This is a genomic window from Idiomarina rhizosphaerae, from assembly GCF_024159085.1.
Classification (GTDB): Bacteria; Pseudomonadota; Gammaproteobacteria; order Enterobacterales; family Alteromonadaceae; genus Idiomarina; species Idiomarina rhizosphaerae.
In genome coordinates this window covers 251,811-274,458 of the sequence record NZ_JAMZDE010000006.1, presented here as the reverse complement: position 1 = coordinate 274,458, position 22,648 = coordinate 251,811, and the positions used below count along the sequence as shown (strand labels likewise).

Annotated in this window: 24 protein-coding genes; 18 read left to right on the top strand and 6 right to left on the bottom strand. The window is 47.2% G+C overall.

Annotated features, from left to right (window positions below; translation table 11 throughout):
- Positions 1 to 28: 28 nt before the first annotated feature.
- Complete coding sequence (locus NJR55_RS06985) at positions 29 to 535, top strand: DUF2062 domain-containing protein (RefSeq protein WP_253619061.1); 507 nt, start codon at positions 29 to 31, stop codon at positions 533 to 535.
- A 2-nt stretch (positions 536 to 537) separates the two neighbouring features.
- Positions 538 to 2,289, top strand: a complete 1,752-nt coding sequence (locus NJR55_RS06980) for a TIGR03545 family protein (RefSeq protein WP_253619059.1) — start codon at positions 538 to 540, stop codon at positions 2,287 to 2,289.
- A gap of 9 nt (positions 2,290 to 2,298) precedes the next feature.
- Here the strand turns inward: NJR55_RS06980 and NJR55_RS06975 are convergent, their stop codons facing one another.
- Both NJR55_RS06975 and NJR55_RS06970 read right to left on the bottom strand, forming a co-directional pair.
- Positions 2,299 to 3,591, bottom strand: a complete 1,293-nt coding sequence (locus tag NJR55_RS06975; RefSeq protein WP_253619057.1) for a GntP family permease — start codon at positions 3,589 to 3,591, stop codon at positions 2,299 to 2,301.
- 44 nt (positions 3,592 to 3,635) lie between these two features.
- Positions 3,636 to 4,250 carry a trimeric intracellular cation channel family protein gene (locus NJR55_RS06970; RefSeq protein ID WP_253619055.1) on the bottom strand — a complete coding sequence of 205 codons (615 nt, stop codon included), beginning with the start codon at positions 4,248 to 4,250 and terminating at the stop codon, positions 3,636 to 3,638.
- A gap of 144 nt (positions 4,251 to 4,394) precedes the next feature.
- Between NJR55_RS06970 and NJR55_RS06965 the strand changes: the two genes are divergently transcribed.
- From NJR55_RS06965 to NJR55_RS06910, 12 genes are all read left to right on the top strand, one after another.
- A complete protein-coding gene (locus NJR55_RS06965) occupies positions 4,395 to 5,906 on the top strand; it encodes a sigma 54-interacting transcriptional regulator (protein WP_253619053.1) in 1,512 nt (503 codons plus the stop codon).
- 138 nt (positions 5,907 to 6,044) lie between these two features.
- On the top strand, positions 6,045 to 6,380 hold the full coding sequence (gene yajC / locus NJR55_RS06960; RefSeq protein WP_253619051.1) for a preprotein translocase subunit YajC: 336 nt from the start codon (positions 6,045 to 6,047) through the stop codon (positions 6,378 to 6,380).
- 28 nt (positions 6,381 to 6,408) lie between these two features.
- On the top strand, positions 6,409 to 8,253 hold the full coding sequence (gene secD / locus NJR55_RS06955) for a protein translocase subunit SecD (RefSeq protein ID WP_253619049.1): 1,845 nt from the start codon (positions 6,409 to 6,411) through the stop codon (positions 8,251 to 8,253).
- Positions 8,254 to 8,261: 8 nt separating this feature from the next.
- The gene (gene secF / locus NJR55_RS06950) at positions 8,262 to 9,209 is read left to right on the top strand and encodes a protein translocase subunit SecF (protein ID WP_253619047.1); all 948 of its coding nucleotides are present in this window, start codon (positions 8,262 to 8,264) and stop codon (positions 9,207 to 9,209) included.
- 39 nt (positions 9,210 to 9,248) lie between these two features.
- Positions 9,249 to 10,025, top strand: coding sequence for a peroxide stress protein YaaA (yaaA, locus tag NJR55_RS06945; RefSeq protein WP_253619045.1), 777 nt, complete (start codon positions 9,249 to 9,251; stop codon positions 10,023 to 10,025).
- Positions 10,026 to 10,036: 11 nt separating this feature from the next.
- Entirely contained in the window at positions 10,037 to 10,921 is an 885-nt protein-coding gene (locus NJR55_RS06940; protein ID WP_253619043.1) for a DUF3014 domain-containing protein, read from the top strand.
- Positions 10,922 to 10,925: 4 nt separating this feature from the next.
- A complete protein-coding gene (locus NJR55_RS06935) occupies positions 10,926 to 11,528 on the top strand; it encodes a 1-acyl-sn-glycerol-3-phosphate acyltransferase (protein ID WP_253619041.1) in 603 nt (200 codons plus the stop codon).
- A gap of 50 nt (positions 11,529 to 11,578) precedes the next feature.
- The gene (locus NJR55_RS06930) at positions 11,579 to 12,172 is read left to right on the top strand and encodes a GNAT family N-acetyltransferase (RefSeq protein WP_253619039.1); all 594 of its coding nucleotides are present in this window, start codon (positions 11,579 to 11,581) and stop codon (positions 12,170 to 12,172) included.
- A gap of 55 nt (positions 12,173 to 12,227) precedes the next feature.
- Positions 12,228 to 12,692: a 6,7-dimethyl-8-ribityllumazine synthase gene (gene ribH, locus NJR55_RS06925; RefSeq protein ID WP_011235370.1), complete on the top strand. Its 465-nt coding sequence runs from the start codon at positions 12,228 to 12,230 to the stop codon at positions 12,690 to 12,692.
- Positions 12,693 to 12,702: 10 nt separating this feature from the next.
- Positions 12,703 to 13,122 (top strand): transcription antitermination factor NusB, encoded by a 420-nt coding sequence (nusB, locus tag NJR55_RS06920; protein ID WP_253619037.1) that lies wholly within the window; start codon positions 12,703 to 12,705, stop codon positions 13,120 to 13,122.
- A 3-nt stretch (positions 13,123 to 13,125) separates the two neighbouring features.
- The gene (gene thiL, locus NJR55_RS06915) at positions 13,126 to 14,121 is read left to right on the top strand and encodes a thiamine-phosphate kinase (RefSeq protein WP_253619035.1); all 996 of its coding nucleotides are present in this window, start codon (positions 13,126 to 13,128) and stop codon (positions 14,119 to 14,121) included.
- Between the two features lie 23 nt (positions 14,122 to 14,144).
- Complete coding sequence (locus tag NJR55_RS06910; RefSeq protein WP_253619033.1) at positions 14,145 to 14,627, top strand: phosphatidylglycerophosphatase A family protein; 483 nt, start codon at positions 14,145 to 14,147, stop codon at positions 14,625 to 14,627.
- Positions 14,628 to 14,653: 26 nt separating this feature from the next.
- Here NJR55_RS06910 and dxs read toward each other — a convergent pair whose 3' ends face one another.
- From dxs to NJR55_RS06895, 3 genes are read right to left on the bottom strand one after another with little or no spacing between them, the layout of a single operon-like run.
- The gene (gene dxs, locus NJR55_RS06905) at positions 14,654 to 16,513 is read right to left on the bottom strand and encodes a 1-deoxy-D-xylulose-5-phosphate synthase (protein ID WP_253619031.1); all 1,860 of its coding nucleotides are present in this window, start codon (positions 16,511 to 16,513) and stop codon (positions 14,654 to 14,656) included.
- Positions 16,514 to 16,517: 4 nt separating this feature from the next.
- On the bottom strand, positions 16,518 to 17,405 hold the full coding sequence (locus NJR55_RS06900) for a polyprenyl synthetase family protein (protein ID WP_253619028.1): 888 nt from the start codon (positions 17,403 to 17,405) through the stop codon (positions 16,518 to 16,520).
- Positions 17,402 to 17,638, bottom strand: a complete 237-nt coding sequence (locus NJR55_RS06895; protein ID WP_011235364.1) for an exodeoxyribonuclease VII small subunit — start codon at positions 17,636 to 17,638, stop codon at positions 17,402 to 17,404. Before NJR55_RS06895 ends, NJR55_RS06900 begins: the two co-directional genes overlap by 4 nt.
- A gap of 202 nt (positions 17,639 to 17,840) precedes the next feature.
- Between NJR55_RS06895 and pomA the strand changes: the two genes are divergently transcribed.
- From pomA to NJR55_RS06875, 4 genes are all read left to right on the top strand, one after another.
- The gene (gene pomA / locus NJR55_RS06890) at positions 17,841 to 18,608 is read left to right on the top strand and encodes a flagellar motor protein PomA (RefSeq protein ID WP_253619026.1); all 768 of its coding nucleotides are present in this window, start codon (positions 17,841 to 17,843) and stop codon (positions 18,606 to 18,608) included.
- Positions 18,609 to 18,610: 2 nt separating this feature from the next.
- Positions 18,611 to 19,549: a flagellar motor protein MotB gene (locus tag NJR55_RS06885; protein ID WP_253619024.1), complete on the top strand. Its 939-nt coding sequence runs from the start codon at positions 18,611 to 18,613 to the stop codon at positions 19,547 to 19,549.
- 66 nt (positions 19,550 to 19,615) lie between these two features.
- Positions 19,616 to 21,067, top strand: a complete 1,452-nt coding sequence (gene thiI / locus NJR55_RS06880; RefSeq protein WP_253619022.1) for a tRNA uracil 4-sulfurtransferase ThiI — start codon at positions 19,616 to 19,618, stop codon at positions 21,065 to 21,067.
- A gap of 18 nt (positions 21,068 to 21,085) precedes the next feature.
- Positions 21,086 to 21,418: a VanZ family protein gene (locus NJR55_RS06875; protein ID WP_253619020.1), complete on the top strand. Its 333-nt coding sequence runs from the start codon at positions 21,086 to 21,088 to the stop codon at positions 21,416 to 21,418.
- Here NJR55_RS06875 and srmB read toward each other — a convergent pair.
- A complete protein-coding gene (gene srmB / locus NJR55_RS06870) occupies positions 21,415 to 22,644 on the bottom strand; it encodes an ATP-dependent RNA helicase SrmB (RefSeq protein WP_253619018.1) in 1,230 nt (409 codons plus the stop codon). The two genes, NJR55_RS06875 and srmB, sit on opposite strands and share 4 nt — an antisense overlap.
- Positions 22,645 to 22,648 lie beyond the last annotated feature (4 nt).

The window sequence follows — 22,648 nt, the reverse complement described above, 5'->3', positions numbered from 1 at the left end:
TTTTATCTTTTTCAAAGGAGTCAGGTGAATGCTGACAATTCTGGCAAAGCTGTTAAAAGCTTTGAATTCTGAAACCAGTGCCTGGGCACTTGCGTTAGCTGTAGTATTAGGAATGTTTATGGGGTTAACCCCGCTATGGCGAATTCATAACTTAATTATTTTGTTGGCGGCATTAATATTCCGCGTAAACCTCAGTTTATTCATTGTATCTTTTGGTATTTTCTCTGGTATCGCTTACCTGCTGGACCCCTGGTTCCACAGTGTCGGCTTGAGCTTATTAGAGGCATCGGGCTGGCAGGGCATTTATGAAGCACTGTATGCGACCGCACTAGGACGCCTGTCCATGTTTAATCACACCATTACTATGGGCAGCTTTGTTATCGCGTTGATTGCCGCGCCGGTAGTGGCTGCGTTGAGTTACTGGGTTATTACCAATTACCGTAAAAGAATTCAGGCTCAAATAATGAAACTACGCGTGGTGCAGGTTATTCGCGGTAGCCGTTTCTGGCAGATCTATACGGACTTGAGGGGGTGAGTATGAAACGCAGTATCATTCGCTGGCCGGGGCTGGCCGTTTTTGCCGGGTTCGTATTGCTGTTGGTTGCTATATCCTGGTTGTTTCTGGACGGCATTATAAAAATCACACTAGAGCACACGCTGGGAAGACTGAACGGCGCTGAAGTTAATATTGAGCGTGTTGAGCATAGCTGGGTACCTCTATCTCTGACTTTGGCTGGTATTCAGGTTACCGACCCTAATGCACCGCAAAATAACCGGGTACAGGTTGGTGAAGCGTCGGCTGACATTAGCCCTACAGAAATTGTGCTTGGCCGAACCTTAATTGAACAGCTTACTATGACCGGAGTACGCGTTAATCAACCCCGGGAAAGCGAAGGTGACGTGTATGTCATGCCGGACGAAGAAGACGTACAAAATTGGGCTAATCAGTCCTGGGATAAACTGACCACGTCCTTACCTTCTGTAGACGAAATTGTCAGCAAGGTTGATTTGCGTACAGAAACGGTGATTGATGAAGCCAAAGCAGCCTATGAGCAGCAAGAACAAGAGGTTAAAGCAGCTAGAGAAGCTTTGCCCAGTAAGGACAAAACAAAAGAATACGAAGAGAAAATTAAGCAAATTACCGAAGGCAAAGTAGAAGGTTTGGCTGATATTGCGGCGAGAAAAGAGGCTTTAGATGAGTTAAAAGACTCGATTCGGGCAGACAAAGAAGCTGTCAGTAATTTTCGTGATGAAGTGAAGCAAGCGAAAGAGGTAGTGCAACAGCAAATAACCGAACTTAAGAACGCGCCGGGTAACGATATTGACCGAATTAAGTCGTTTTTCAGTCTGGACGGAAGTGGTTTAGAGAACGTGACTGGCTTGTTATTAGGCGAAAAAGCCCGGGAGTGGAGTAAGTACGTACTTCTTGCCTATGAACAGCTGGGTCCTATGCTGGCTCGTTCGGACAACTCTGCAACAGTAGAACCTGTTCGCGGCGAGGGGCAGAGAATTTCCTTTGCTGATGATAACGCACCGCCGGAGTTTTTAATTAAGAAGGCGCGCACTGAATTTATGGTCGGCGGTACGGTTATTGATGTCGACTGGCAAAATATTACCCACCAGCATAATTTACTGGGTCAGCCGACGACGTATCAGGCTCGGGCTGATAACAGCGACTTGTGGAATGCGTTTAACCTGAATGGTGAATTGTCGCTGACTGACCTGGGCATTGATGCGAAACAACAATGGCAGTTAAAAGGTGCAAAACTGAACAATCTGGGGCTTAGTAACAGCAGCGCGCTCAGTGCCAATATTTTATCATCTATGATGGACAGTGACGGAACCGTGCTAGTGCGAGAGAACAAACTGGACGGGAAAGCCATGGTACGGATGCTGAACCTTGACTTAGAAGCCGAGGGCAGCAGCAAACTGACCTCTGCGGTTGCAGGTGCTTTAAAGCAACTAGAGCGGTTAGATATTACTACCAATATTGGCGGCGATATTCAGCGGCCATCGCTGAGTTTTGAATCTGATTTAGATGACCAGCTAGGTGATGCCTTGACTCAATCCGCGATGAGTGAAGCCGATGAAAAACTGGCCGAAATAAAAGCCGACCTTACTGCCAAAGTTTCAGAGCAATTAGGTGGGCAGCAAGGCCTGCTTGAAAACCTGACTCAATGGGACAATGAGTCAGGTGAACAAAGCCAGCAACTGGAAGAGTTGTTAAAAGCCAAAGTTGGAGACAGTCTTAAAGATAAGCTCAAAGGCCGCCTGTTGGGCGGCTCTTGAGTTCCATGTTTACAGCATGAACAGTCCAATAGCCACGGCCAGGCCCATTAACGGCACTACAACAGTTACCGCGGCAACGGCCCAGTAAGCGGCGCTGTGTTTTTCGTTGCAAATAGCGCGAATAGTAGTGACCACGTAACCGTTGTGAGGTAAAGAGTCGAGCGCACCTGAAGATATCGAAACAATACGGTGCAATTGCTCAGGGTTAACGCCCGCAGCCATGTAGTGCGGGCCTACTTCAGGTAAGGCGATAGCCTGTCCACCGGATGCTGAACCGGTTAACCCGGCAATAACACTCACTGCAACCGCTGCCCCCACTAATTCATTGCCCGGCAAGCTGGTCATGGCGGTGACCGCAGCGTCAAAGGCCGGCGTAATTTTAGCGATACTGCCAAACCCGACTACCGCAGCAGTGTTACCAATAGCCACTAAAGCTCCTGTTGTTGCTTCGTGAATGGCGGTTTGGGGTTTGTGAAAATGCTTAAAGTTAATAACTGCAATAGCAATTACACCGCCCAGCAAAGCAACAATTAACGCGTTCTGCTGCAGGGTGTCGTGAAAGGTGAAAGAGAGCCCCAGAACAACTAACAGTGGAATTAAGCCACTAATGGGTGAAGGCAACTTGCGTTCCAGCAATATCGGGTCGCCTTCACGTGCTTCGAACGTTTCACCATTGGCTATAGCGCGGTTAATAATCTTTCTTAACCACCAGTAGCCGAAGGTTGCCATTAGTACCGCGACCACCAGACTGACCTCCCATGCGGCATAAGGTGATGTACCGAGGTATTTCACGGGTATCCAGTTCTGGATTTCCGGTGAGCCCGCCGAGGTCATAGTAAAAGTGACGGAGCCAAAGGCCAGTGCTGCCGGAATAAAACGCCGTGGTAGATTGGCGTCTTTGAATAAACTGAGCGCCATTGGGTAAACCGAAAAAGCGACAACAAAAACGCTGACACCGCCATAGGTTAGAATCGCACAGGCCAGTACCACCGCCAGAACTGCCTGCTTGCGACCGAGTTTATTGATGATCCAACTCGCAACACTGTCGGCTGCTCCGGTATCCTCCATAAACTTACCAAACAGAGAACCGAGTAGGAACATAAAGAACCAGGCGGCAACAAAGCTGGCAAAGCCGTCCATATAGGCGCTAACGAAATTGACCTCACCGGTCAGTAGCGGCACTCCACTACACAACGCGACTATAAAGGCGCACAGAGGGGCACTGATAAACAGGTTTACCCCTTTTAGAGTGAGTACGATAAGCAACACAAGGCCGCCAACCAGACCAATCATACTTAACATGAGTTACCCCCGCGAATTAAAGAAATAAACCATGCTCAACATAACTAATGGTCCTGATGATCCCGGAACACGGGCAGTGACCAGTTAAACTTTATTGCTCCAAGTCTAATGAGCAATGTTGAAGTCATGCCCGCAGCTAATGCTATTAAAGGTTGATAGGGCACGAGCATGACATAAACGGTTGCGCCTATAATACAGGTGGTGGCGTACAGTTCGCTTTTTAAGACCATTGGAATATCGCGCGCCAGAACATCACGCAGCATGCCACCAAAACAGGCGGATATGGTGCCCATGATGATAGCGATAAAGGGTGGAAAACCGGCTGATAGGGTTTTCTCCGCGCCCATAGTCGCAAAAAAGGCCAGACCAATAGCATCTGCAACCATTAGTGTGTTCATAGGAATATAGGCTCTGAACCGCAGCCATATAATGGTGAGCAGAGCTGCAACAATTATGGTGTAGAGGTAGGCAGGGTCATGTGTCCAGAAAACCGGTAAACCAAGAATGAGATCGCGCGTTGTACCGCCGCCAATCGCTGTCGCTGAGGCTAAAACAAGTACACCAAAACCATCCATCTTTTTGCGAAACGCTAATAAAGTGCCAGCTACCGCAAAAACCGCGACACCTGCGTGATCTGTCCAGTAAAATATCAATTCCATGAGTCATCAAAAAGTAGCAGTGGTATAACTTAGTTTGTCATTAACCTTTATTGATTCCCAGCACAAATTGATTGGCTATTTAGACTTCATAATTTTATGATGGCATCAATTTAAAAGCTGCTGTTGGGCTAAGGATCAGCGAGAATGAGTGCAACCGAGTACACGACAAAACATGTAGTTGATGATCTCGTTAGTAGCTACCAGCGAGTTCCAATGTTAGTGATCGCAGCGCATCCTGATCGGTCGCGGATTGGTGAACGCGCAGCGTTAATGGATTTACACAGTCAGGGAAGTGACTACCTAAGCAGGGTAAAACCTGAATTCGCCAAAAATGGTAATGCCGGCAGAGCATTGCTTGATGAATTTATCAGCCGTTCTCCAATCATTTTTCAGCGCGAATCAGGTGGCCGTATTAAGCTAAAGGCGCATAGCACCAAAACAACAGTCACTATTGCCGGGCGCGGTGTTCAGGACGAATATATTCTGAAAGAAAGTGACCTGGATAACGGTGTCGTTATTGGCCTAAACCACCGTATCGTTTTACTTTTAAAGTTATTGCCGCTGCAAGATTCCTCGGTAGATGACAACGATGTGCTGTTTGGTATTAGCTCGGATATTCGCGCCATTCGGAATCGCGTTGCCCAACTGGCTGGAATGGACTTGCCGGTTATGATTAGAGGTGCTGCCGGAGTGGGTAAACAACAGGCGGCCTACGCTATTCATCAGGCCAGCGAGCGTCGGGAACAACCCTTTATTAGTGTTAATCTGGCTGCAATACACGATGCGGTTGCAGAAGCTGAATTGTTTGGTAGCTATCGTGGCGGTAGCCGACAACCCGGCTATTTCCAACAAGCCGGTGGCGGCACTATTGTGCTGGAAGACATCGAGGATGCCTCGCCGAGCTTACACCGTTTGCTTTATACTGTTCTACAAAGCAAATCTGTAGTACCTGTTGGGACAGAGGAAACGCTGCCAATTACTTGCCGTATTATGCTGACCAGCCATCAGGACTCTGGCGGCTTTGAAGAGAATTCAACGCTGTCCATGCTAATTGAAAAGCTTTCAGCTTATCAATTATTCATCCCGCCATTAACCGAGCGCCGTGAAGATATCGGTCTGTTATTCGATTATTTTGTACGTGAGCAGTGGCGTAAGCTTTACGCTGACCGCTCTCATGATGTCAAAATTCCCGGTGAATTGATGAGCCAACTGCTGACCTTTCATTGGCCGGGTAATGTACGACAGTTGCGAAATGTCGCGCGGCAGGTCGTTATTGATAGCCGCGAGCAAGAGCAACTGCACCTTGACCCGCAACTTTTATCTATGCTTAAGCCGAGCAACCCCGGGCATTGGGAAGATGAAACCAGCGTTCATCGTAAGCCCAACAGCGTCAGCAGAGATGAGCTGTTGGAAACATTGCGTAGTTGCCGGTTTGAGCTGCAGGCAACAGCAAAAGCTTTGGGCATCTCACGGGCATCGGTATATCAGCTGATTCAGCGCTTTGAAGGGGTTCGCACAGCGCAGGATTTATCCGAAGAAGAGATTAAAAAGAGTTATGAGCAGAACCGTTCCGATACTGAAAAAATGATGTGGGATTTGCAAGTGTCTCAAATAGGTTTACGGCGTCGGCTTAAAAGTTTGGGATATGATATTTGATAATACTGAGCGGCGTTAAACTTTCTGATAGTATAGCCGCCTTAGAAAAATTGAATTGCATTCTGGAGTAACTGTCCCCATATCGTGAGATGGTTATCCGAAATTTAATAATAAATTTAAATTAACTGAGGGAATTTTATGGACTTTTTTATTAGCTCAGCATATGCGCAAGAGGCCGGCGGCCAGAGCAGTGGCGGTATGGAACTGATTTTCATGCTGGTCATGTTTGCGTTAATTTTTTACTTCATGATTTATCGTCCACAAGCAAAACGTGTCAAGCAGCATAAAGAGCTGATGGGTGCTTTGAGCAAGGGTGATGAAGTGCTGACTCAAGGTGGTTTGGTCGGTAAAATCACTAAAGTAAGCGAAGACAAAGACTTTCTCGTTATTGCTTTGACTGACGAGCTTGAAGTAACCATTCAGAAAGGTTCTGTGACTTCCGTTCTTCCGAAAGGGACAATGAAGTCTCTCTAATCTCTGACATTAGAAACAGGGGCACGACGTGTTAAATAAATACCCGTTGTGGAAAAATCTGCTGGTTATTTTTGTCGTATTGGTGGCAGCGCTCTATGCGCTGCCAAACATTTACGGTGAAGATCCAGCAGTTCAAATTTCCGCAAACCGAAATGCGACCATCGATACCAGCACCATGGATCGCGTGAAGAGCAGTCTGGAAAACGTTGGCATACAACCCAAAAGCATTGCTTTAGAAGAAGAGCAGCTTTTAGTTCGACTTAACTCCGATGATGAGCAGTTAGAAGCTCGGAAAGCTATCATGGAGAGTTTAGGTGATAACTACATAGTCGCTTTAAACCTTGCTCCAGCAACACCCGAGTGGTTGAAAAGTGTTGGCGCTCAGCCAATGAAGTTAGGGCTGGATTTACGTGGTGGTGTGCACTTCTTGATGGAAATCGACATGGACGAAGCCGTCCGTAAAATTGTCGATGGTATGAAGGACACGATTCGTGCCGAACTGCGTGAAGAGCGTATTCGTTACAGTGCTGTTCGCGTTAATGACACGACGGTTGAAATTGAACTTCGTAATGAAGAAGCTTACGCAGAGGCTGCTGAGTATCTGGATGGTCGTTATCAGGGGTATACGCTTCTGGAAGACGATGAAAACCAACTGCTGCAACTACAGATGAGCGAGCAAAAGCTTGCTGAAACACGTGATTACGCGGTATCTCAAAATATTACCATTATGCGTAACCGGGTTAACGAATTAGGTGTTGCCGAGCCGGTTATCCAGCGTCAGGGCTCAAAACGCATTGTGGTGGAATTACCTGGCGTGCAGGACACAGCACGAGCGAAAGAGATTTTAGGGGCTACAGCAACGCTGGAGTTCCGTATGGTTGATTCCGAGAACGATGTGCGTGACGCCCAGAACGGTCGGGTACCTTTTGGCAGCGAATTAATGCCAATGCGCGACGGTCCGGATCAATTGCTGAAAGAAGAAGTTATTGTTACGGGTGATCACATAGTGAACGCCAGCGTTGGTTACGATGAGTACAACCGTCCGCAGGTTAATATTACCCTGGATGGTGCTGGCGGTAACAAAATGTCCTTAGCAACTAAAGATAACGTCGGTAAAGCAATGGCGACGGTCTTTATTGAGTATAAAGCCACAGACGAGCGCGACGCAGAAGGTAACTTACAGTTCACTAAGAACGCGGAAGTTATCAACGTGGCGACTATTCAATCACGTTTGCCTAGTAGCTTCCGTATAACCGGCGTCGGTGCTCAGGAAGCTAAAAGCCTTACTTTGTTACTTCGCGCTGGCGCATTGATTGCACCTATTCAAATTGTCGAAGAACGTACCGTAGGGCCAAGCTTAGGTCAGCAGAACATTGATGCTGGTACTCAGGCTATTTTTTGGGGCTTTGTTTTAGTTCTCGCCTTTATGTTGTTGTACTACAAAAAGTTTGGTCTGGTTGCCAACTGTGCTCTGGCGGCAAACCTGGTGCTTATTATTGGCGTGATGTCGATGATTCCGGGCGCAACGCTAACCTTACCGGGTATGGCCGGTATTGTACTGACGGTTGGTATGGCAGTCGATGCTAACGTCCTTATTTTCGAGCGCATACGCGAAGAAATAAAAGCCAAACGAAGCCCTCAACAGGCAATTCATCACGGCTATGACAGCGCCTTGTCGACCATTGCCGATGCGAACGTAACAACGCTGATTGCAGCGCTTATCTTGTTCGCTATTGGTAACGGTCCTATTAAAGGCTTTGCTATCACTCTTGCTATCGGAATTATAACGTCCATGTTTACCGCGATAGTTGGAACCCGTGCCATTGTTAACTCAGTTTGGGGCGGCAAAAAGCTGTCTAAACTGTCTATTTAGGGGGAGCCATGCAAGAGATTATAAAAACTGATGAACGACTTCCCTTCATGCGCTTCCGCGGAATTATGGGTCTTATCAGTGCATTACTGGTAGTAGCTTCCATCGTTTCGCTGTCAGTTAACAAGCTCAACTTTGGGTTGGACTTTACTGGCGGAACCTTACTTGAGGTAGGCTTCAAAGGTGCAGCTGATTTAAGTCGTGTTCGCGGTGCGTTGAATGAAAGTGGCTTCAGTGATGCTGTAGTACAGAATTATGGCTCACAGGAAGACATTCTGATTCGATTGGAGCCTCGTGAAGGAGTAAAAGCGGAGCAACTGGGTACCACTATACTTGAGTCTCTGCGTACCGAGTTTGACCAAACCGTTGAAATGCGTCGTATCGAATTTGTTGGCCCGAATGTGGGCGACGAATTTATAGAGCAGGGCGGGCTGGCTATGCTAACCGCGTTAATCTGTATTTTGCTTTACATTGCGATGCGTTTTGAATGGCGTTTAGCGGTAGGTGCTGTGGCAGCACTAGCGCACGATGTTATTTTAACCTTAGGGTTATTCTCCATATTGCAGTTAGAGTTTGACTTAACGGTTTTGGCGGCCTTGCTGGCGGTTATCGGTTACTCAATTAACGATACGGTCGTAGTTTGTGACCGAATTAGGGAAACTTTCCGTAAGTTTGTTAAGTTAACACCAGTTCAAACCGTTAACCGGGCATTAACCGATACGCTGAGTCGAACGTTAATTACTTCAATAACAACGATACTCGTGTTATTGACCTTGTTTTTCCTGGGTGGGCCATTAATTCATGGGTTTGCTACGGCGTTATTATTTGGTGTGGTTATTGGTACCTATTCATCCATTTATATCGCCAGCTCTGTAGCCCTGAAATTTGGTGTTAGCCGAGAGGACTTAATGCCGCCGGAAGTGGAAAAAGAAGGTGCGGATCAAGATCCTCTGCCTTAATGCCGGTATTATTGTATAAGATAAATGGAGTGCATAGACATGTTGGCCGTTGTTTCACCTGCTAAAAACCTGGATTACGAAAGTGATTTGCCGGAACTTAATGTTACTCAGCCAAGGTTGCTGGATAACGCCGAAGAACTGGTTCAGGTTTGTCGGCAATTAAGCCCACAACAATTAGGGTCGCTAATGAAAATTAGCGATAAGTTGGCCGGCTTAAACGCGGCTCGCTTTGAGCAATGGCAACGGCCTTTTAATAAGGACAATGCACGCCCGGCTATGTATGCATTTAACGGTGATGTCTATACTGGCTTAGATGCCGCCAGCTTGGATTCATCCGCAATTGATACGGCACAAAAGCAATTGCGGATTTTGTCTGGTCTTTATGGTGTTTTACGGCCACTGGATTTGATGCAGCCTTACCGATTAGAAATGGGTACCAAGCTGGATAATCCAAACGGCAAAAACCTATATGAATACTGGGGCGATAGCATTACGCAGATGCTAAATAAAGACTTGGCTGAGCTGGATAGCTCAACTTTAGTGAACTTAGCTTCTAATGAGTATTTCTCGGCGGTCAAGCCAAAAGTGCTTAATGCGGATATTATTACTCCAGTGTTTAAAGATGAAAAAAATGGTCAATATAAAGTCATCAGTTTTTATGCCAAGAAGGCGCGGGGACTAATGGCACGATTTATCCTGAACCAAAAGCCAAAATCCGTGTCTGATCTAAAAGAATTTGATGCAAATGGCTATAGTTTCAATGAAGCTATGTCCAGCGATAAACAATTGGTTTTTTGTCGTGCTGAGCAAAAATAAAGGAGCGCACAATGAGTGACGATCAGGTTGAAACATCAACACCAACAGAAGAAGCGAGTCGCAAAACGACTTGGGTTGTTGTTACGCTTATTGTGCTGGCGGTTATCGCTGCCATAGTATGGTGGTGGCTGCCGGCTTCTGAAGACAAGAAGCAACAAACCGAAACGGTAGAGGTTGATCAGCAGCAATCAACAGAAGTTCAGGTTGAGGGTTATGAACAAGAGTCCGAAGAGACTGAGCCTGAAATTGAGCCGGAACCAATTCCGACAGAGCCAGCGTCCGAGCCGGAACCGGAGCCCGCTGAACCTGAGCCAGAGCCTATTGCTTTACCGGAGCTGGATAACAGCACACCAACGGTGCTTCAGAATCTTGACTCAACAGACGTTAACATTCGTCCATTAAAAAGCTCTCAGATTATTCGTGACGCGGTTGTGCTGATGGACAATATCAGCAACGGCAGCATTGTTCGTGAACGGACTATTGTTCAGCGTCCCGACGGTCGTTTTAGTGTACTGGAAGTGGATGGTGAACTTTATATTGATGAAAGCAGCTATCGCCGATACGACGCTTTAGTTGACTGGTTTGTAAGTTTGCAACCTGACGCATTGGTAGAAAACTATGAGTTATTTAAACCTTTAGTGCAAGAAGCCTACGCAGAAATTGGCTATCCGGAGTCGGACTTTGATGACACCTTAATAGAAGCCATTAATGTGATGCTTGATACCCCAGTGCCAGAGGGCTTGGTTCAGGTAGAAGACGACAGTGTTATGTATACTTTTGCTAACGAGTCTTATGAGTCATTGCCTGCAGCGCAGAAACAACTGATTCGTATGGGTCCTGAGAACATTCAGCGAGTGAAAGAAAAATTACGAGAGATAAGACGGGTACTACAGTAATTTTATGACCGATAAACAAGTAATCCCGGAATTTGTTAAAGGCGAATTTCCTGTTACCCATAACCGTTTTTTGCGCTGGGTGGGTCGTTTTGGCTTACGCGTACTGGGCGGTTGGAAAATTAATGGCGAAATGCCTCACGTGAGAAAAGCGATTCTTCCTGTTGCGCCGCACACATCTAACTGGGACTTTCCGGTTGGGGCCTGTGTCATGTTAGCTATGGGGCTAAAGCTTAACTATTTAGCCAAAAGTAGCCTGTTCCGCTTTCCGCTGAAAGGTTTGCTAACCAAACTGGGCGGTCTCCCCATAGACAGAAGCAGCGCAAATGGCGTGGTTGGAAATATGGTGAGAGAGTTTCGGGAGAAAAATGAACTGATTTTAGTGATAACTCCTGAAGGCACAAGAAAGCGCGTAAAAGAGTGGAAAAAAGGCTTTTTACATATGGCACAGCAAGCTCGTGTACCCGTTGTCCCCGTAGCTTTTGACTATGCACGTAAAGCTATCGATATAGGCCCTGCGCTGATGATTGGCGATGAGCTGGAAAAAGAGCTCGCCCGGGTTAAATCTTATTTTGAGCATGCGCAAGGTAAGCACGGAGAAGCGTGTTGAGAACGCTTTTCCGTAGTTTTCAGCTCCTGTTAATACTGCCGCTATTTAATGTGGCAGTAGCAGCAGACTTCTGGCAAAAAGAATGGGTTGTCCCCGAATATGCCGAAGGTAATAGCTTAATTATTCGTCCTCTTAAAAGCTCTGATGCCGATCGTTTCTTTCACAGCTATATGACGTCGCAGAAGTGGCTTTATAAGCGACTGGGATGGTCCTGGCCATCTGAAAAAAGCACTCTTCAGCAAAACGAAACCATGGTGAACTACCATCTGGAGCAGGCAAAAGCGCAAACGGCTTTTACTTATTTGGTAATTGATAAAGAAGATCAGTCCATTATTGGCGCCGTGTATATGGTACCGGTGGCTTCCAGTAGACAAGAAAGAAATGGTATTTCACGTAATGCTTATAACGCCGAGGTCAGTTGGTGGCTTTTAGAGTCGGCGATAAGCGATAACTTACATAACGATTTTTTCGTGCTTTTGAAAGACTGGCTGAAAGCAAGTTGGCCCTGGCGGCAAGTGCTGTTTCCGGTATCAGAAAATAACGAAACAGCTTTGCAGCTACTGGAAAGTAGTAGTGCCCGCTCGCTGGGTCGTGACTTAGATGCTCAGGAAAGGTATTTCTCCTACTCAATTTCACGCAAATAGCCCCACATTGTGCTATGATCGCGCGCAATTAACGAACGGTTAATAAGGAAAACTCATGCAGGTAATTGAAGGTGGAATAAACGCGGCTGGTAAAAAGTTTGCCATTATCGTTTCTCGCTTTAACCATTTTATGGTTGAAAGCTTATTAGACGGTGCCGTGCAAACATTAAAGCATTATGGCGAAGTAGCAGACGACGATATAACCGTTGTGCGTGTTCCCGGCGCTTATGAAATGCCGGTAACAGCAAAACGTCTGGCCAGCTCTGGTAAATACGACGCAATTATTGCGGTCGGTGCGGTTATTCGCGGTGGAACACCACACTTCGAGTTTGTTGCCGGTGAATGTAATAGTGGTTTAGGCCGGGTTGCGACCGAGTTTGATTTACCTGTCGCATTTGGTGTTATCACTACCGATACCCTGGAACAAGCCATTGAGCGCAGTGGTTCTAAAGCCGGAAATAAAGGCTCGGAAGCCGCATTAAGCGCGCTTGAAATGGTCAATGTACTGAAACAACTCTGAGATACTTCAAATGAAACCCGCAGCAAGAAGAAAGGCCCGCAAGTTGGCCGTGCAAGCAATTTACTCATGGCAGCTATCGCAAAATAGCTTTAGCGATATTGAGGCTCAATTTTTAACGGAAAATGACACCAGCAAAGTGGACGTTGACTACTTTTTAGAGTTAGTGCGTGGTGTTGGCGGGCATTACCGGACACTGGACGAAGCGCTGGAACCGTTTTTAGACAGACCAATTAAAGAGCTCGATCCTATCGAACTGGCCGTTTTGAGATTGGCAGCTTACGAGTTGCGTGAGCGCGTTGATGTACCTTATAAAGTGGCTATCAACGAAGCGATAGAGCTGGCTAAGTCTTTTGGTGCCGATGAAAGCCATCGTTTTGTCAACGGCGTACTCGATAAAGCAGTAGACACTCTCCGCCCAACCAGGCAGTAAATTATGCCCCGCGATGAATTTTCGCTAATTAATGAATACTTCACTCATCGCTCCGCAAAACGGGGCGATGTTGCTATGGGCATTGGAGATGACGGCGCTGTTGTCCGGCCAATGCCTGAGCATGACCTGGTCATTGTTACCGATACTCTGGTTGAAGGTGTGCATTTTGATATGACCACGCCACCACGTGCTATTGGTCATAAAAGTGTTGCCGTGAATCTAAGCGATTTAGCGGCTATGGGCGCTCAGCCGTGTTGGGTTAGCCTGGCTCTGACGCTGCCGCGTATGGACGAAGACTGGCTACAGGAATTTAGTGGTGGCCTGGATGAAATTTGCAGTTATTACGATTGCCAGTTAATTGGCGGTGACACAACCAAAGGCCCGTTGACAATAACCATTACGGCTCATGGACAACTGCCTTCGGGTAGCGCGATACCGCGTTCCGGTGCCAAAGCGGGCGACTGGATTTATGTTAGCGGCTCTTTAGGTGATGCGGGCTTAGGCTTGCAGGTTACGCAAAATAAAGTGAGCACAACCGGACGACATTTGCAGCAGGTGATAGAACGCCTGCATTACCCCACCCCCAGAGTAGCTTTAGGGCAAAGTCTGCGGGGCGTAGCAAGTTCCTGCATTGATGTTTCTGACGGTCTGCTGGCCGACTTAAGGCATTTAATGACAGAAGCTGGCACTCAGGCGCAACTGGAGTTGGAAAAGCTGCCACTGTCACTGGCGTTAACCGAAACACTTCAGGTGGATGACGCACTTGCCTTGGCTTTGACTGCCGGAGACGACTACGAGCTTTGCTTTACCCTACCCGAGGAACATCGGGGGCGTATGGAAACCTTAACGACTCACCTTAAAACAAGACCTGTGTGTATTGGTCGTGTAGCGAACGGTGAATCCGGTGACATTCAGCTACGCTATAATGGCGAAGACTGGTTGCTGGCTGAAGGTTATAGTAGCTTTAATCATTTTCCGCAGAATCAAGCCACTAAATAAGAGATTTAAGGAGCCACAAGTCCATGTCTCATGCAAAACTTTCATGGTTTAACCCCATACACTGGCTTGCGTTGGGATTTGGCTCTGGTCTTGCTCCTAAAGCCCCTGGTACCTTTGGAACGCTTATTGGTATTCCGGTTGTCTTTCTATTAGCTCAACTTAACTGGTGGGAATATCTGCTGGCTCTGGTGGTAATGACGCTGGCCGGTATTTGGATATGCCAGTATACCGCTAAGGCAATGGGAGAGCATGACCATCCTTCAATTGTCTGGGATGAAATAGTTGGCTACGCCGTTGCCATGTTCGCATTGCCTGCAGAGCCATTTTGGTTGTTGGCCGCGTTTGTGTTGTTTCGTATTTTTGATATCTGGAAACCCGGGCCAATTGGCTGGGCAGATAAAAAACTGAGCGGCGGCAACGGTATTATGATGGATGACGTGCTGGCGGGGATTTTCTCGGCAGTATTACTGCATTTAGGTTGGTGGTTGTCAGGTCTGCTGGGCTAAAGCAAACCTGACCTTGCCGTAGTACTTCAGCTCTTTTTCTTAATAAAGTCATTCACCTGCCGCTCAATACCTGCGGCATCCAGACCCAGTTCGGCACGAACTTCACCTTGCGAACCATGTTTAATAAACTCGTCCGGTAAGCCTATTGTTAGCACTTGCGGGCTTGCTTTGTGTCGGGCTATGTATTCACTCACAGCACTGCCTGCGCCGCCTGCGACTACGTTTTCTTCTACGGTTACCAGCACTGAATGGGTTGTCATTAACTGGTCCAGACACGCGGTGTCCAGAGGCTTTACGAAACGCATATCGACAACGGTGGCATTAAATTTGGCTGCCGCTGCTTCCACTTCCGGCAGCAGGGTACCAAAATTAAGGAAAGCAATATTTTGTCCCTGAGTAAGGGGTTGAGCTTTTCCTATCTCAATAACTTTACCCTGACGAAGCTCCAGACCAACGCCCGCCCCACGGGGATAACGAACCGCTGCCGGACCTTTGTGCTGATATCCCGTGGTTAGCATATCCAGACATTCTTGTTCGTTACTGGGAGCCATTACCACCATATTCGGTATGCAACGAAGGTAACTTAAGTCAAACGCGCCCTGATGAGTGGGGCCATCGGCACCGACAATGCCTGCCCGGTCAATGGCAAAGAGCACATCAAGATTTTGCAGAGCGACATCGTGAATGAGCTGATCATAACCGCGCTGTAAAAAGGTGGAGTAAATGGCGACAACCGGCTTCAGTCCTGAAATAGCCAGGCCCGCTGCGTAAGTTACACTGTGCTGCTCAGCTATAGCCACGTCAAAGTACTGTTGTGGATATTGCTGTGAGAACGTCACCATACCAGAGCCTTCACGCATAGCCGGTGTTATGGCCATAAGTGACTTGTCGTTACTTGCGGTATCGCACAGCCATTGGCCAAAAATTTCAGAATAACTGGGAATACCCGGTGCTTTCTCAGGCAGGCTGGACTCTGTGGGATCAAACTTTGGCACGCCATGGTAACCAATAGGATCTTTCTCTGCAGGTCGGTAACCTTTGCCTTTTTGCGTCACAATGTGCAGCAACTGCGGGCCGCCTAAACTGCGCATGTTCGATAACGTGTCGACCAGGGTATCAACATCATGGCCGTCTATCGGACCGATGTAGTTGAACCCCAGTTCTTCGAAAATAGTGCCCGGTGCCATCATGCCTTTCATATGTTCTTCGGCACGGCTGGCAAAATGGCGAATATGAGGGAGCGGGCTGAGTAATTTTTTGCTGCCTTCCCGCAGCGAGGTATAAAAACGACCTGACAATAAGCGAGCGAAATGATGGTTCAGAGCACCAACGTTTTCTGAAATCGACATGTCATTATCGTTCAGTACAACCAGCATATCCGGTTTGATATCACCGGCATGATTCATGGCTTCAAATGCCATACCTGCGGTCATTGCGCCGTCACCGATAATAGAAACGACTTTCTGTCTCAGGCTTTGTCGTTGCGCTGCGACCGCCATTCCTAAAGCTGCCGATATAGACGTACTTGAATGCCCGACTGAGAGCACATCGTATTCACTCTCTTCACGCCAGGGGAAAGGGTGAAGCCCGTCTTTTTGGCGAATAGAGTGCAATCGTTGCTTACGCCCGGTCAGTATTTTATGTGGGTAAGCCTGATGGCCGACATCCCATACCAGTTTGTCTTCTGGTGTGTGATACACATAATGCAGGGCAACAGTCAGCTCTACGGTGCCTAAACCTGACGCGAGATGGCCGCTGCTTTGGCTCACTGAGGTCAATAAAAACTGTCTAATTTCTGCACACAGTTCCGGCAATTGCGTCCGCGGTAAACGGCGCAGGTCAGCGGGGGAGTTAATTTTATCAAGTAACGGATATTGTTGAGTCATTCAGTTAGTGGTCCCGCTTTAACAGCAAGTCGGAAAATTGTTCAAGTCTGTCTGTATTGTAAGGGATATCGCTTAACGACTGTAGTGCTTTATGGTGTAAGTTTTGCAGGCGTTGCTGAGCACCTTCAATACCGAGCAAACGCACGTAAGTTGACTTTTCAGACGCGGTATCTGACCCCTGAGGTTTTCCCAGAGCTTCAGTGTTACCTGTAACGTCGAGGATATCATCCTGTACTTGAAATGCCAGCCCCAGATAACGAGCAAACAGTTCAAACTTCTCTCGCCATTGTTGTGAGTCTTCCATACCGCACAATACACCCATAGTGGCGGCGGCTGTTATCAACGCGCCGGTTTTACTTAAATGCATTTGTTCTAGTGCGTCTTCAGTGACGATTTTAGCTGTCGCCTGTAAGTCAATTGCCTGACCCGCACACATTCCTCGGGCACCACTGGCTTTAGCCAGTACCTGAACCAATTGCAGCTGTCGCTCACTGGATAACTGTTCCATGCTGTTTTCGGTTAACACTTCAAAAGCCAATGTTTGCAGAGCATCTCCGGCTAAAATGGCTGTCGCTTCGTCGTAAGCAATGTGACAAGTCGGCTGACCACGGCGTAAGTCGTCATCATCCATTGCGGGTAAGTCGTCATGAATTAACGAATACGCGTGTATCAATTCCACTGAAGCGGCGGCTCTAAGAGCATCGTTTTCATTAGCACCACAAATATCAGCAACGGTCATCAGCAGGTAGGGGCGAATGCGTTTTCCGCCCATTAACACTCCGTGCTGCATGGCCTGATTCAGACGTGAATTCAGGCTTAACTGCGCGAGTGTTTGCTTTAAAAAAGTATCGACTTGTTCTCTTGTCGCTGCTGTTAACGAGTTAATCGTCACATCAGTTCTCCATTACTTTCATCATTTCCAGATTGCTGTTCAGCCAACAAAGTTGTCACTTTTTGCTCGGCTTGCTGCAGTTGTTGCTGGCTGGAACGTGACAAGGCAATGGCTTGTTCGAACTTTTTCAACGACTGCTCAAGCGGTAAGTCGCCTTGCTCCAGTTCATTAACCAGTTGCTCTAACTGCTCCAGAGCCTGTTCGAAGGATTGCTGTTTTTGTTCGTCTGCCATAGCTAAGTCTGCCTTAAAATCTGTGATGAGCCGCGTTGCTACTAGAATGAAAGTTAATTATCCGATAAAGAATCCGGAATGTCAGCCGATGATCTCATTATTCCTGTGTAAGATGAACAGATGTCGCTTGTAAGCGCGACGCGATTGTTTAAGAATGAGCACAACAGCATAAATGAAAACTCAAATCGGGGAGGAAGGCTGAGTGGATATAGCAACGCTCTTAGGAATTATAGGGGCCATCGGCTTTGTCGTCGTTGCTATGGTTCTGGGTGGGGACATAACCCTGTTTTTAGATACCCAATCGTTCTTTATCGTATTTGGCGGTTCATTATTTATAACCTTAGCGAACTTTTCTCTGGGCCAGTTTCTGGGCACGGGGAAAGTGGTCGTTAAAGCGTTTTTCTTTAAAATTGAACATCCACAAGAGCTTATCGATACTGCTGTTGAGATGGCCGACTCTGCGCGTAAAGGTGGTTTTCTGGCGCTTGAAGAAGCGGAAATTCCGAACAAATTCTTTCGTAAAGGCGTAGACATGCTGGTTGACGGTCACGATGCTGAAGTTGTTCGCCAAACCTTGTCGAAAGACATAAAAATGAGCTTTGCCCGCCATGAAGAGGGCGCCCGGGTATTCAAAATACTGAGCGATGTAGCACCGGCTATGGGTATGATTGGTACCCTAATTGGCCTGGTGGCTATGCTGTCTAATATGGATGACCCCAAAGCGATAGGCCCTGCCATGGCCGTTGCTTTGTTAACCACCCTTTATGGTGCCTTTTTAGCTAACGTTATTGCCATTCCTATTGCGAATAAGTTATTGCTACGGGCCGAACAGGAAAAGCTGAACCGGCAACTGATACTGGACGCCATTTTAGGTATTCAGGATGGTCAGAACCCTCGTGTTATTGAAGGTATTTTACGTAATTACTTAGCTGAATCTAAGCGTATTGGTAACGAGGATGAGGACGAGTAGTTATGGCCTCAGAGAAAGTCAGAGACGAAGAAGAAGAGGACTGCAACTGTCCGCCAGCGGGATTGCCTATGTGGATGGCAACCTTTGCCGATCTCATGACCCTGCTCATGTGCTTTTTCGTGCTGTTGTTGGCTTTCTCCGAAATGGACGTGCTGAAGTTTAAGCAAATAGCGGGTTCAATGAAGTACGCTTTGGGCGTGCAAAATAAAATAGAAGTCAAAGACATACCGAAAGGCACCAGTGTTATTGCCCAGGAATTCCGTCCCGGGCGGCCGGAGCCAACACCAATTGAAACTATCCAGCAGCAAACTGTTGAAATGACACAACAGATGCTGGAGTTCCAGGAAGGTGAGTCCGATTTTGCCGGTGGCCAGCAAACCGAGCGTGGCGGTCAGGAATCTGACAGCGCAGAAGACGCAAAAGAGGCGAAGGCAGAAAATACGGAAGCTATGACGCAGGTATCTAAGGAGCTTATGCGTCGTATCGAACAGCAGCTTGAGAATGAGATTAAAGCCGGCACTATTGAGCTTGAGCAGCACGGCCAACAAATTATTATTCGCATACGCGAACAAGGTTCATTCCCAGAAGGGTCTGCATTTTTGCAGCCACAGTTCCGGCCTATTATTCAGCAGGTCGCCGGGGCGCTGAAAGATATTCCCGGTGAGGTGACTATTTCTGGCCATAGTGATAATGAAAAGCTGGTATCGGAAATCTACTCATCAGACTGGGATCTCTCCAGTAAGCGTGCCGTTGCTGTTGCAGAAGAAATGCTGAAAGTGGACGGCTTTAGCGAAGATCGGCTGGTGGTGATGGGTTATTCCGACACGAAACCGTTGGTGCCGAATAACTCGGAAGAGAACCGTGAGCGAAACCGTCGTGTTGAAATATCTGTCATGCAGGGTAAAGCTGCAGAATCTGACCCGGTTGATGTTATAGACTGAGCGCTGGTTTCTGCCGGGCAGGACACGTATAATTGCCCACTTTCCTAAAGACTTGACGATTTAGCTATGAAGTTTGTTGTTCGCCTGCACGCTGAAATTACCATTAAAAGCCGTTCTGTTCGTAAGCGTTACGGTAAAGTACTGACCAATAACCTGCGTAAAATTCTGGCTCCGGTCGACGACTCGGTATACGTCAAATGGCTGTGGGATCGCATCGAAGTTTCTGCTGATGGCGATGACTCTCAGGTGCGTAGTGAAATCAATGAAATTCTGCAAAACACCCCCGGTATTTCCTGGTTTGCCGAAGTTATAGAGCGGCCTCTAACCGACTTTGATGCTATTGCCGAGCTGGTTGGTGAACACTGGTTAAAGCGTTTACCGGGAAACAGTTTTGCTGTGCGGGTTAAACGTAAAGGTAACCACGAGTTTAATTCACAGCAGCTAGAACGCTATATCGGTGGCTATTTGCTGGAGCGTGTTCCTGATACTTCTGTAAACCTTTCTAATCCAGACCTGGATATTGCGCTGCAAATTACTAATAAGATTGTGCACTTGGTCGGGGAACGAGTGAATGGCTTAGGTGGTTTCCCTATTCCTACTCAGGAAACCGTACTGTCATTGTTAAGTGGCGGTTTTGATTCCGGTGTTGCAACCTATGAGTTTATCCGGCGCGGTGCGCGAACTCACTTTTGCTTTTTTAATTTAGGCGGTGACGCTCATGAAGTCGCTGTACGTCAAATCGCTTATTACTTATGGAAGCGTTACAGCTCCTCGCACCCTATTAAATTTATTAGTGTTGATTTTGCCCCTATTGTTGATGACATTCTGACAAACGTGGATAACGGTCAAATGGGTGTTGTTTTAAAACGACAAATGCTGCGAGCTGCGGATAAAGTCGCTCGTTATGTGAAAGCGCAGGCGTTGGTGACCGGTGAGGCCATGGGGCAGGTATCCAGTCAGACTCTGTCTAATTTAAAAGTCATTGATCAGGCGACATCGGCGCTGGTTTTACGCCCGCTGATAAGCAAAGACAAACAGGAAATTGTGGATGAAGCAAAGCGCATTGGTACTGAACCATTGGCTAAATCCATTCCTGAATATTGTGGTGTTATTTCTAATAAGCCCACAGTAAAAGCCATTCCAGCGGTTATCGAAGCCGAAGAAGCGAAGCTTAACAAAGATTTACTCGAGCAGGTGGTACAGGCGTCAAACGTACTGAGCATGCAGGATATAGCGACGCAAACAGACGCGGAACTGGCACTGCCGGATACCACGACGGAACTCAGTAGCCAGACAATCATCATAGATATTCGAAACGATGAAGAAATTGAAACAGCACCCTTGTCAGTAGAAGTTGAGGTTATTGAAATTCCATTTTTTAAGTTAGCCTCTCAGTTTGCTGAACTGGATCAAAGCCGAGAATACTTGCTGTACTGTGATCAAGGCATTATGAGTCGAATGCAGGCTTTGTTATTGCACGAAAGTGGCTATAACAACGTATCGGTTTATAAGCCCTAATTTAGAGAGAAGTAAACTATGCTGGCAAGAGCCTTATTTTTTGTTGTGTTATCGACAGCCACCTTTCTTTTTTTGTGGCAATTTCCAAGTACGGGAGCTCAGAGCATTCCACATCTGGATAAGTTGGTTCACTTTGGAATCTTTTTTGTCTTAGCACTGACCTTTCACAGAGCTTTTGCGTTGTCGGTTAAACTGTCGCTACTGATTTTAGTTTGCTATGGCTTCTTGATAGAAATAGCCCAGTCTTATGCGCCAGGCCGTAGTGCCGATGTTTACGACTGGTTGGCAGATGCCAGTGGCGTTGTTGTTTACTTTATTTTGCACCATTTACTAAGCAAGAAGTCGCGTTAACGCGACTTCTTCTTTTTATCACTTTTCTTTTTTACTTTTTTCTTCGAGCGGGACTTTTCTGTCGACGGGAATTTATATTGAGGCTTCAACCCTTCAATTGTCCGTCTGTCGAGTTTGGCGTCCAGATAACGCTCGACACGCCCCAGTAGTAAAGCATCGTGTGCTTCTACCAACGATATGGCTGTTCCTTTTTGTCCGCCACGGGCTGTGCGCCCAATACGGTGCAGATAAACATCAGCCTGCTTAGGTAAGTCATAATTAACCACTACGGTAATGTCGTCTACATCCAGCCCTCGCGCTGCAATATCAGTAGCAACCAGAGTAATGTCTGTAGTTTGCTTAAGCTCGTTCATAATGCGCTGACGATCGCTTTGCGGCATATCGCCCCGTAGCGTCACAATTTTACGGCCAGTACCAAACTGGCTGCGCAGAAAGTTTGCAATAAGCTCCACGCGTTCACGTGTTCTGACAAAGACAAACTGCCGGCCAGGATGCGTCTGCAGAACACTCATTAACAGTTTACGCTTATGTTCATCGGTATCCGCTAAATGAACCCACTGAAGAATTTTACCGCGCTCACGTTTGGGTGGCTGAACATCAATGTACTCGGGTTCAGTTAATAATTCGCGGGAGAACTTAATAACGCCAGAGCTGTTTAACGTTGCCGAGAGCAACAACGACTGCTGACGATGACGCGCCTGCAGCGCCATTTCTTTTACTGTAGCGGCAAAACCCATATCCAGCATTCGGTCGGCTTCATCAATAATCAGCCACTCAATGCCTTCCAGGTTGTATTGCTCGGCTTCGAGCAAATCCATGAGTCGGCCGGGTGTAGCAACCAGTATGTCGTGTGTCTTCTCTAATACGGACAGCTGCGAACCATAGTTGATGCCTCCGGTGACAACCACAGAGGTTAATCCGGTTTTGCCTTCAAACTGTTTTGCCTGTTCATGAATTTGTTCAGCCAGTTCGCGCGTTGGCGCCAACACCAGTATACGAGCTGGTCCCGGTTGCTGACGCGGGAAATCCAGCAAATGCTGCAGTGCCGGCAGCAGGAAAGCCAAAGTTTTACCTGTTCCGGTTGGTGCGCTAATAAGTAGGTCGCGACCATCCAGGGCGGCAGGAATACTCTGTTGTTGTACTTTTGCTGGTTTGTTCAGTTCAGCATCGCGAAGAACCGCAATTAAGCGGTCATCGAGATCAAACTCTTCCCAGTCTGGCGTCATGTTA

What these genes read in the sequence shown, in the direction of transcription:
- ribH (WP_011235370.1), top strand. Translation starts at nt 12,228, where the DNA reads ATGCAGGTAATTGAAGGTGGAATAAACGCGGCTGGTAAAAAGTTTGCC.
- NJR55_RS06980 (WP_253619059.1), top strand. Translation starts at nt 538, where the DNA reads ATGAAACGCAGTATCATTCGCTGGCCGGGGCTGGCCGTTTTTGCCGGG.
- NJR55_RS06970 (WP_253619055.1), bottom strand. Translation starts at nt 4,250, where the DNA reads ATGGAATTGATATTTTACTGGACAGATCACGCAGGTGTCGCGGTTTTT.
- NJR55_RS06875 (WP_253619020.1), top strand. Translation starts at nt 21,086, where the DNA reads ATGCTGGCAAGAGCCTTATTTTTTGTTGTGTTATCGACAGCCACCTTT.
- NJR55_RS06975 (WP_253619057.1), bottom strand. Translation starts at nt 3,591, where the DNA reads ATGTTAAGTATGATTGGTCTGGTTGGCGGCCTTGTGTTGCTTATCGTA.
- NJR55_RS06940 (WP_253619043.1), top strand. Translation starts at nt 10,037, where the DNA reads ATGAGTGACGATCAGGTTGAAACATCAACACCAACAGAAGAAGCGAGT.
- secF (WP_253619047.1), top strand. Translation starts at nt 8,262, where the DNA reads ATGCAAGAGATTATAAAAACTGATGAACGACTTCCCTTCATGCGCTTC.
- yajC (WP_253619051.1), top strand. Translation starts at nt 6,045, where the DNA reads ATGGACTTTTTTATTAGCTCAGCATATGCGCAAGAGGCCGGCGGCCAG.
- srmB (WP_253619018.1), bottom strand. Translation starts at nt 22,644, where the DNA reads ATGACGCCAGACTGGGAAGAGTTTGATCTCGATGACCGCTTAATTGCG.
- NJR55_RS06935 (WP_253619041.1), top strand. Translation starts at nt 10,926, where the DNA reads ATGACCGATAAACAAGTAATCCCGGAATTTGTTAAAGGCGAATTTCCT.
- NJR55_RS06885 (WP_253619024.1), top strand. Translation starts at nt 18,611, where the DNA reads ATGGCCTCAGAGAAAGTCAGAGACGAAGAAGAAGAGGACTGCAACTGT.
- NJR55_RS06985 (WP_253619061.1), top strand. Translation starts at nt 29, where the DNA reads ATGCTGACAATTCTGGCAAAGCTGTTAAAAGCTTTGAATTCTGAAACC.
- nusB (WP_253619037.1), top strand. Translation starts at nt 12,703, where the DNA reads ATGAAACCCGCAGCAAGAAGAAAGGCCCGCAAGTTGGCCGTGCAAGCA.
- NJR55_RS06895 (WP_011235364.1), bottom strand. Translation starts at nt 17,638, where the DNA reads ATGGCAGACGAACAAAAACAGCAATCCTTCGAACAGGCTCTGGAGCAG.
- yaaA (WP_253619045.1), top strand. Translation starts at nt 9,249, where the DNA reads ATGTTGGCCGTTGTTTCACCTGCTAAAAACCTGGATTACGAAAGTGAT.
- thiL (WP_253619035.1), top strand. Translation starts at nt 13,126, where the DNA reads ATGCCCCGCGATGAATTTTCGCTAATTAATGAATACTTCACTCATCGC.
- NJR55_RS06910 (WP_253619033.1), top strand. Translation starts at nt 14,145, where the DNA reads ATGTCTCATGCAAAACTTTCATGGTTTAACCCCATACACTGGCTTGCG.
- NJR55_RS06965 (WP_253619053.1), top strand. Translation starts at nt 4,395, where the DNA reads ATGAGTGCAACCGAGTACACGACAAAACATGTAGTTGATGATCTCGTT.
- dxs (WP_253619031.1), bottom strand. Translation starts at nt 16,513, where the DNA reads ATGACTCAACAATATCCGTTACTTGATAAAATTAACTCCCCCGCTGAC.
- thiI (WP_253619022.1), top strand. Translation starts at nt 19,616, where the DNA reads ATGAAGTTTGTTGTTCGCCTGCACGCTGAAATTACCATTAAAAGCCGT.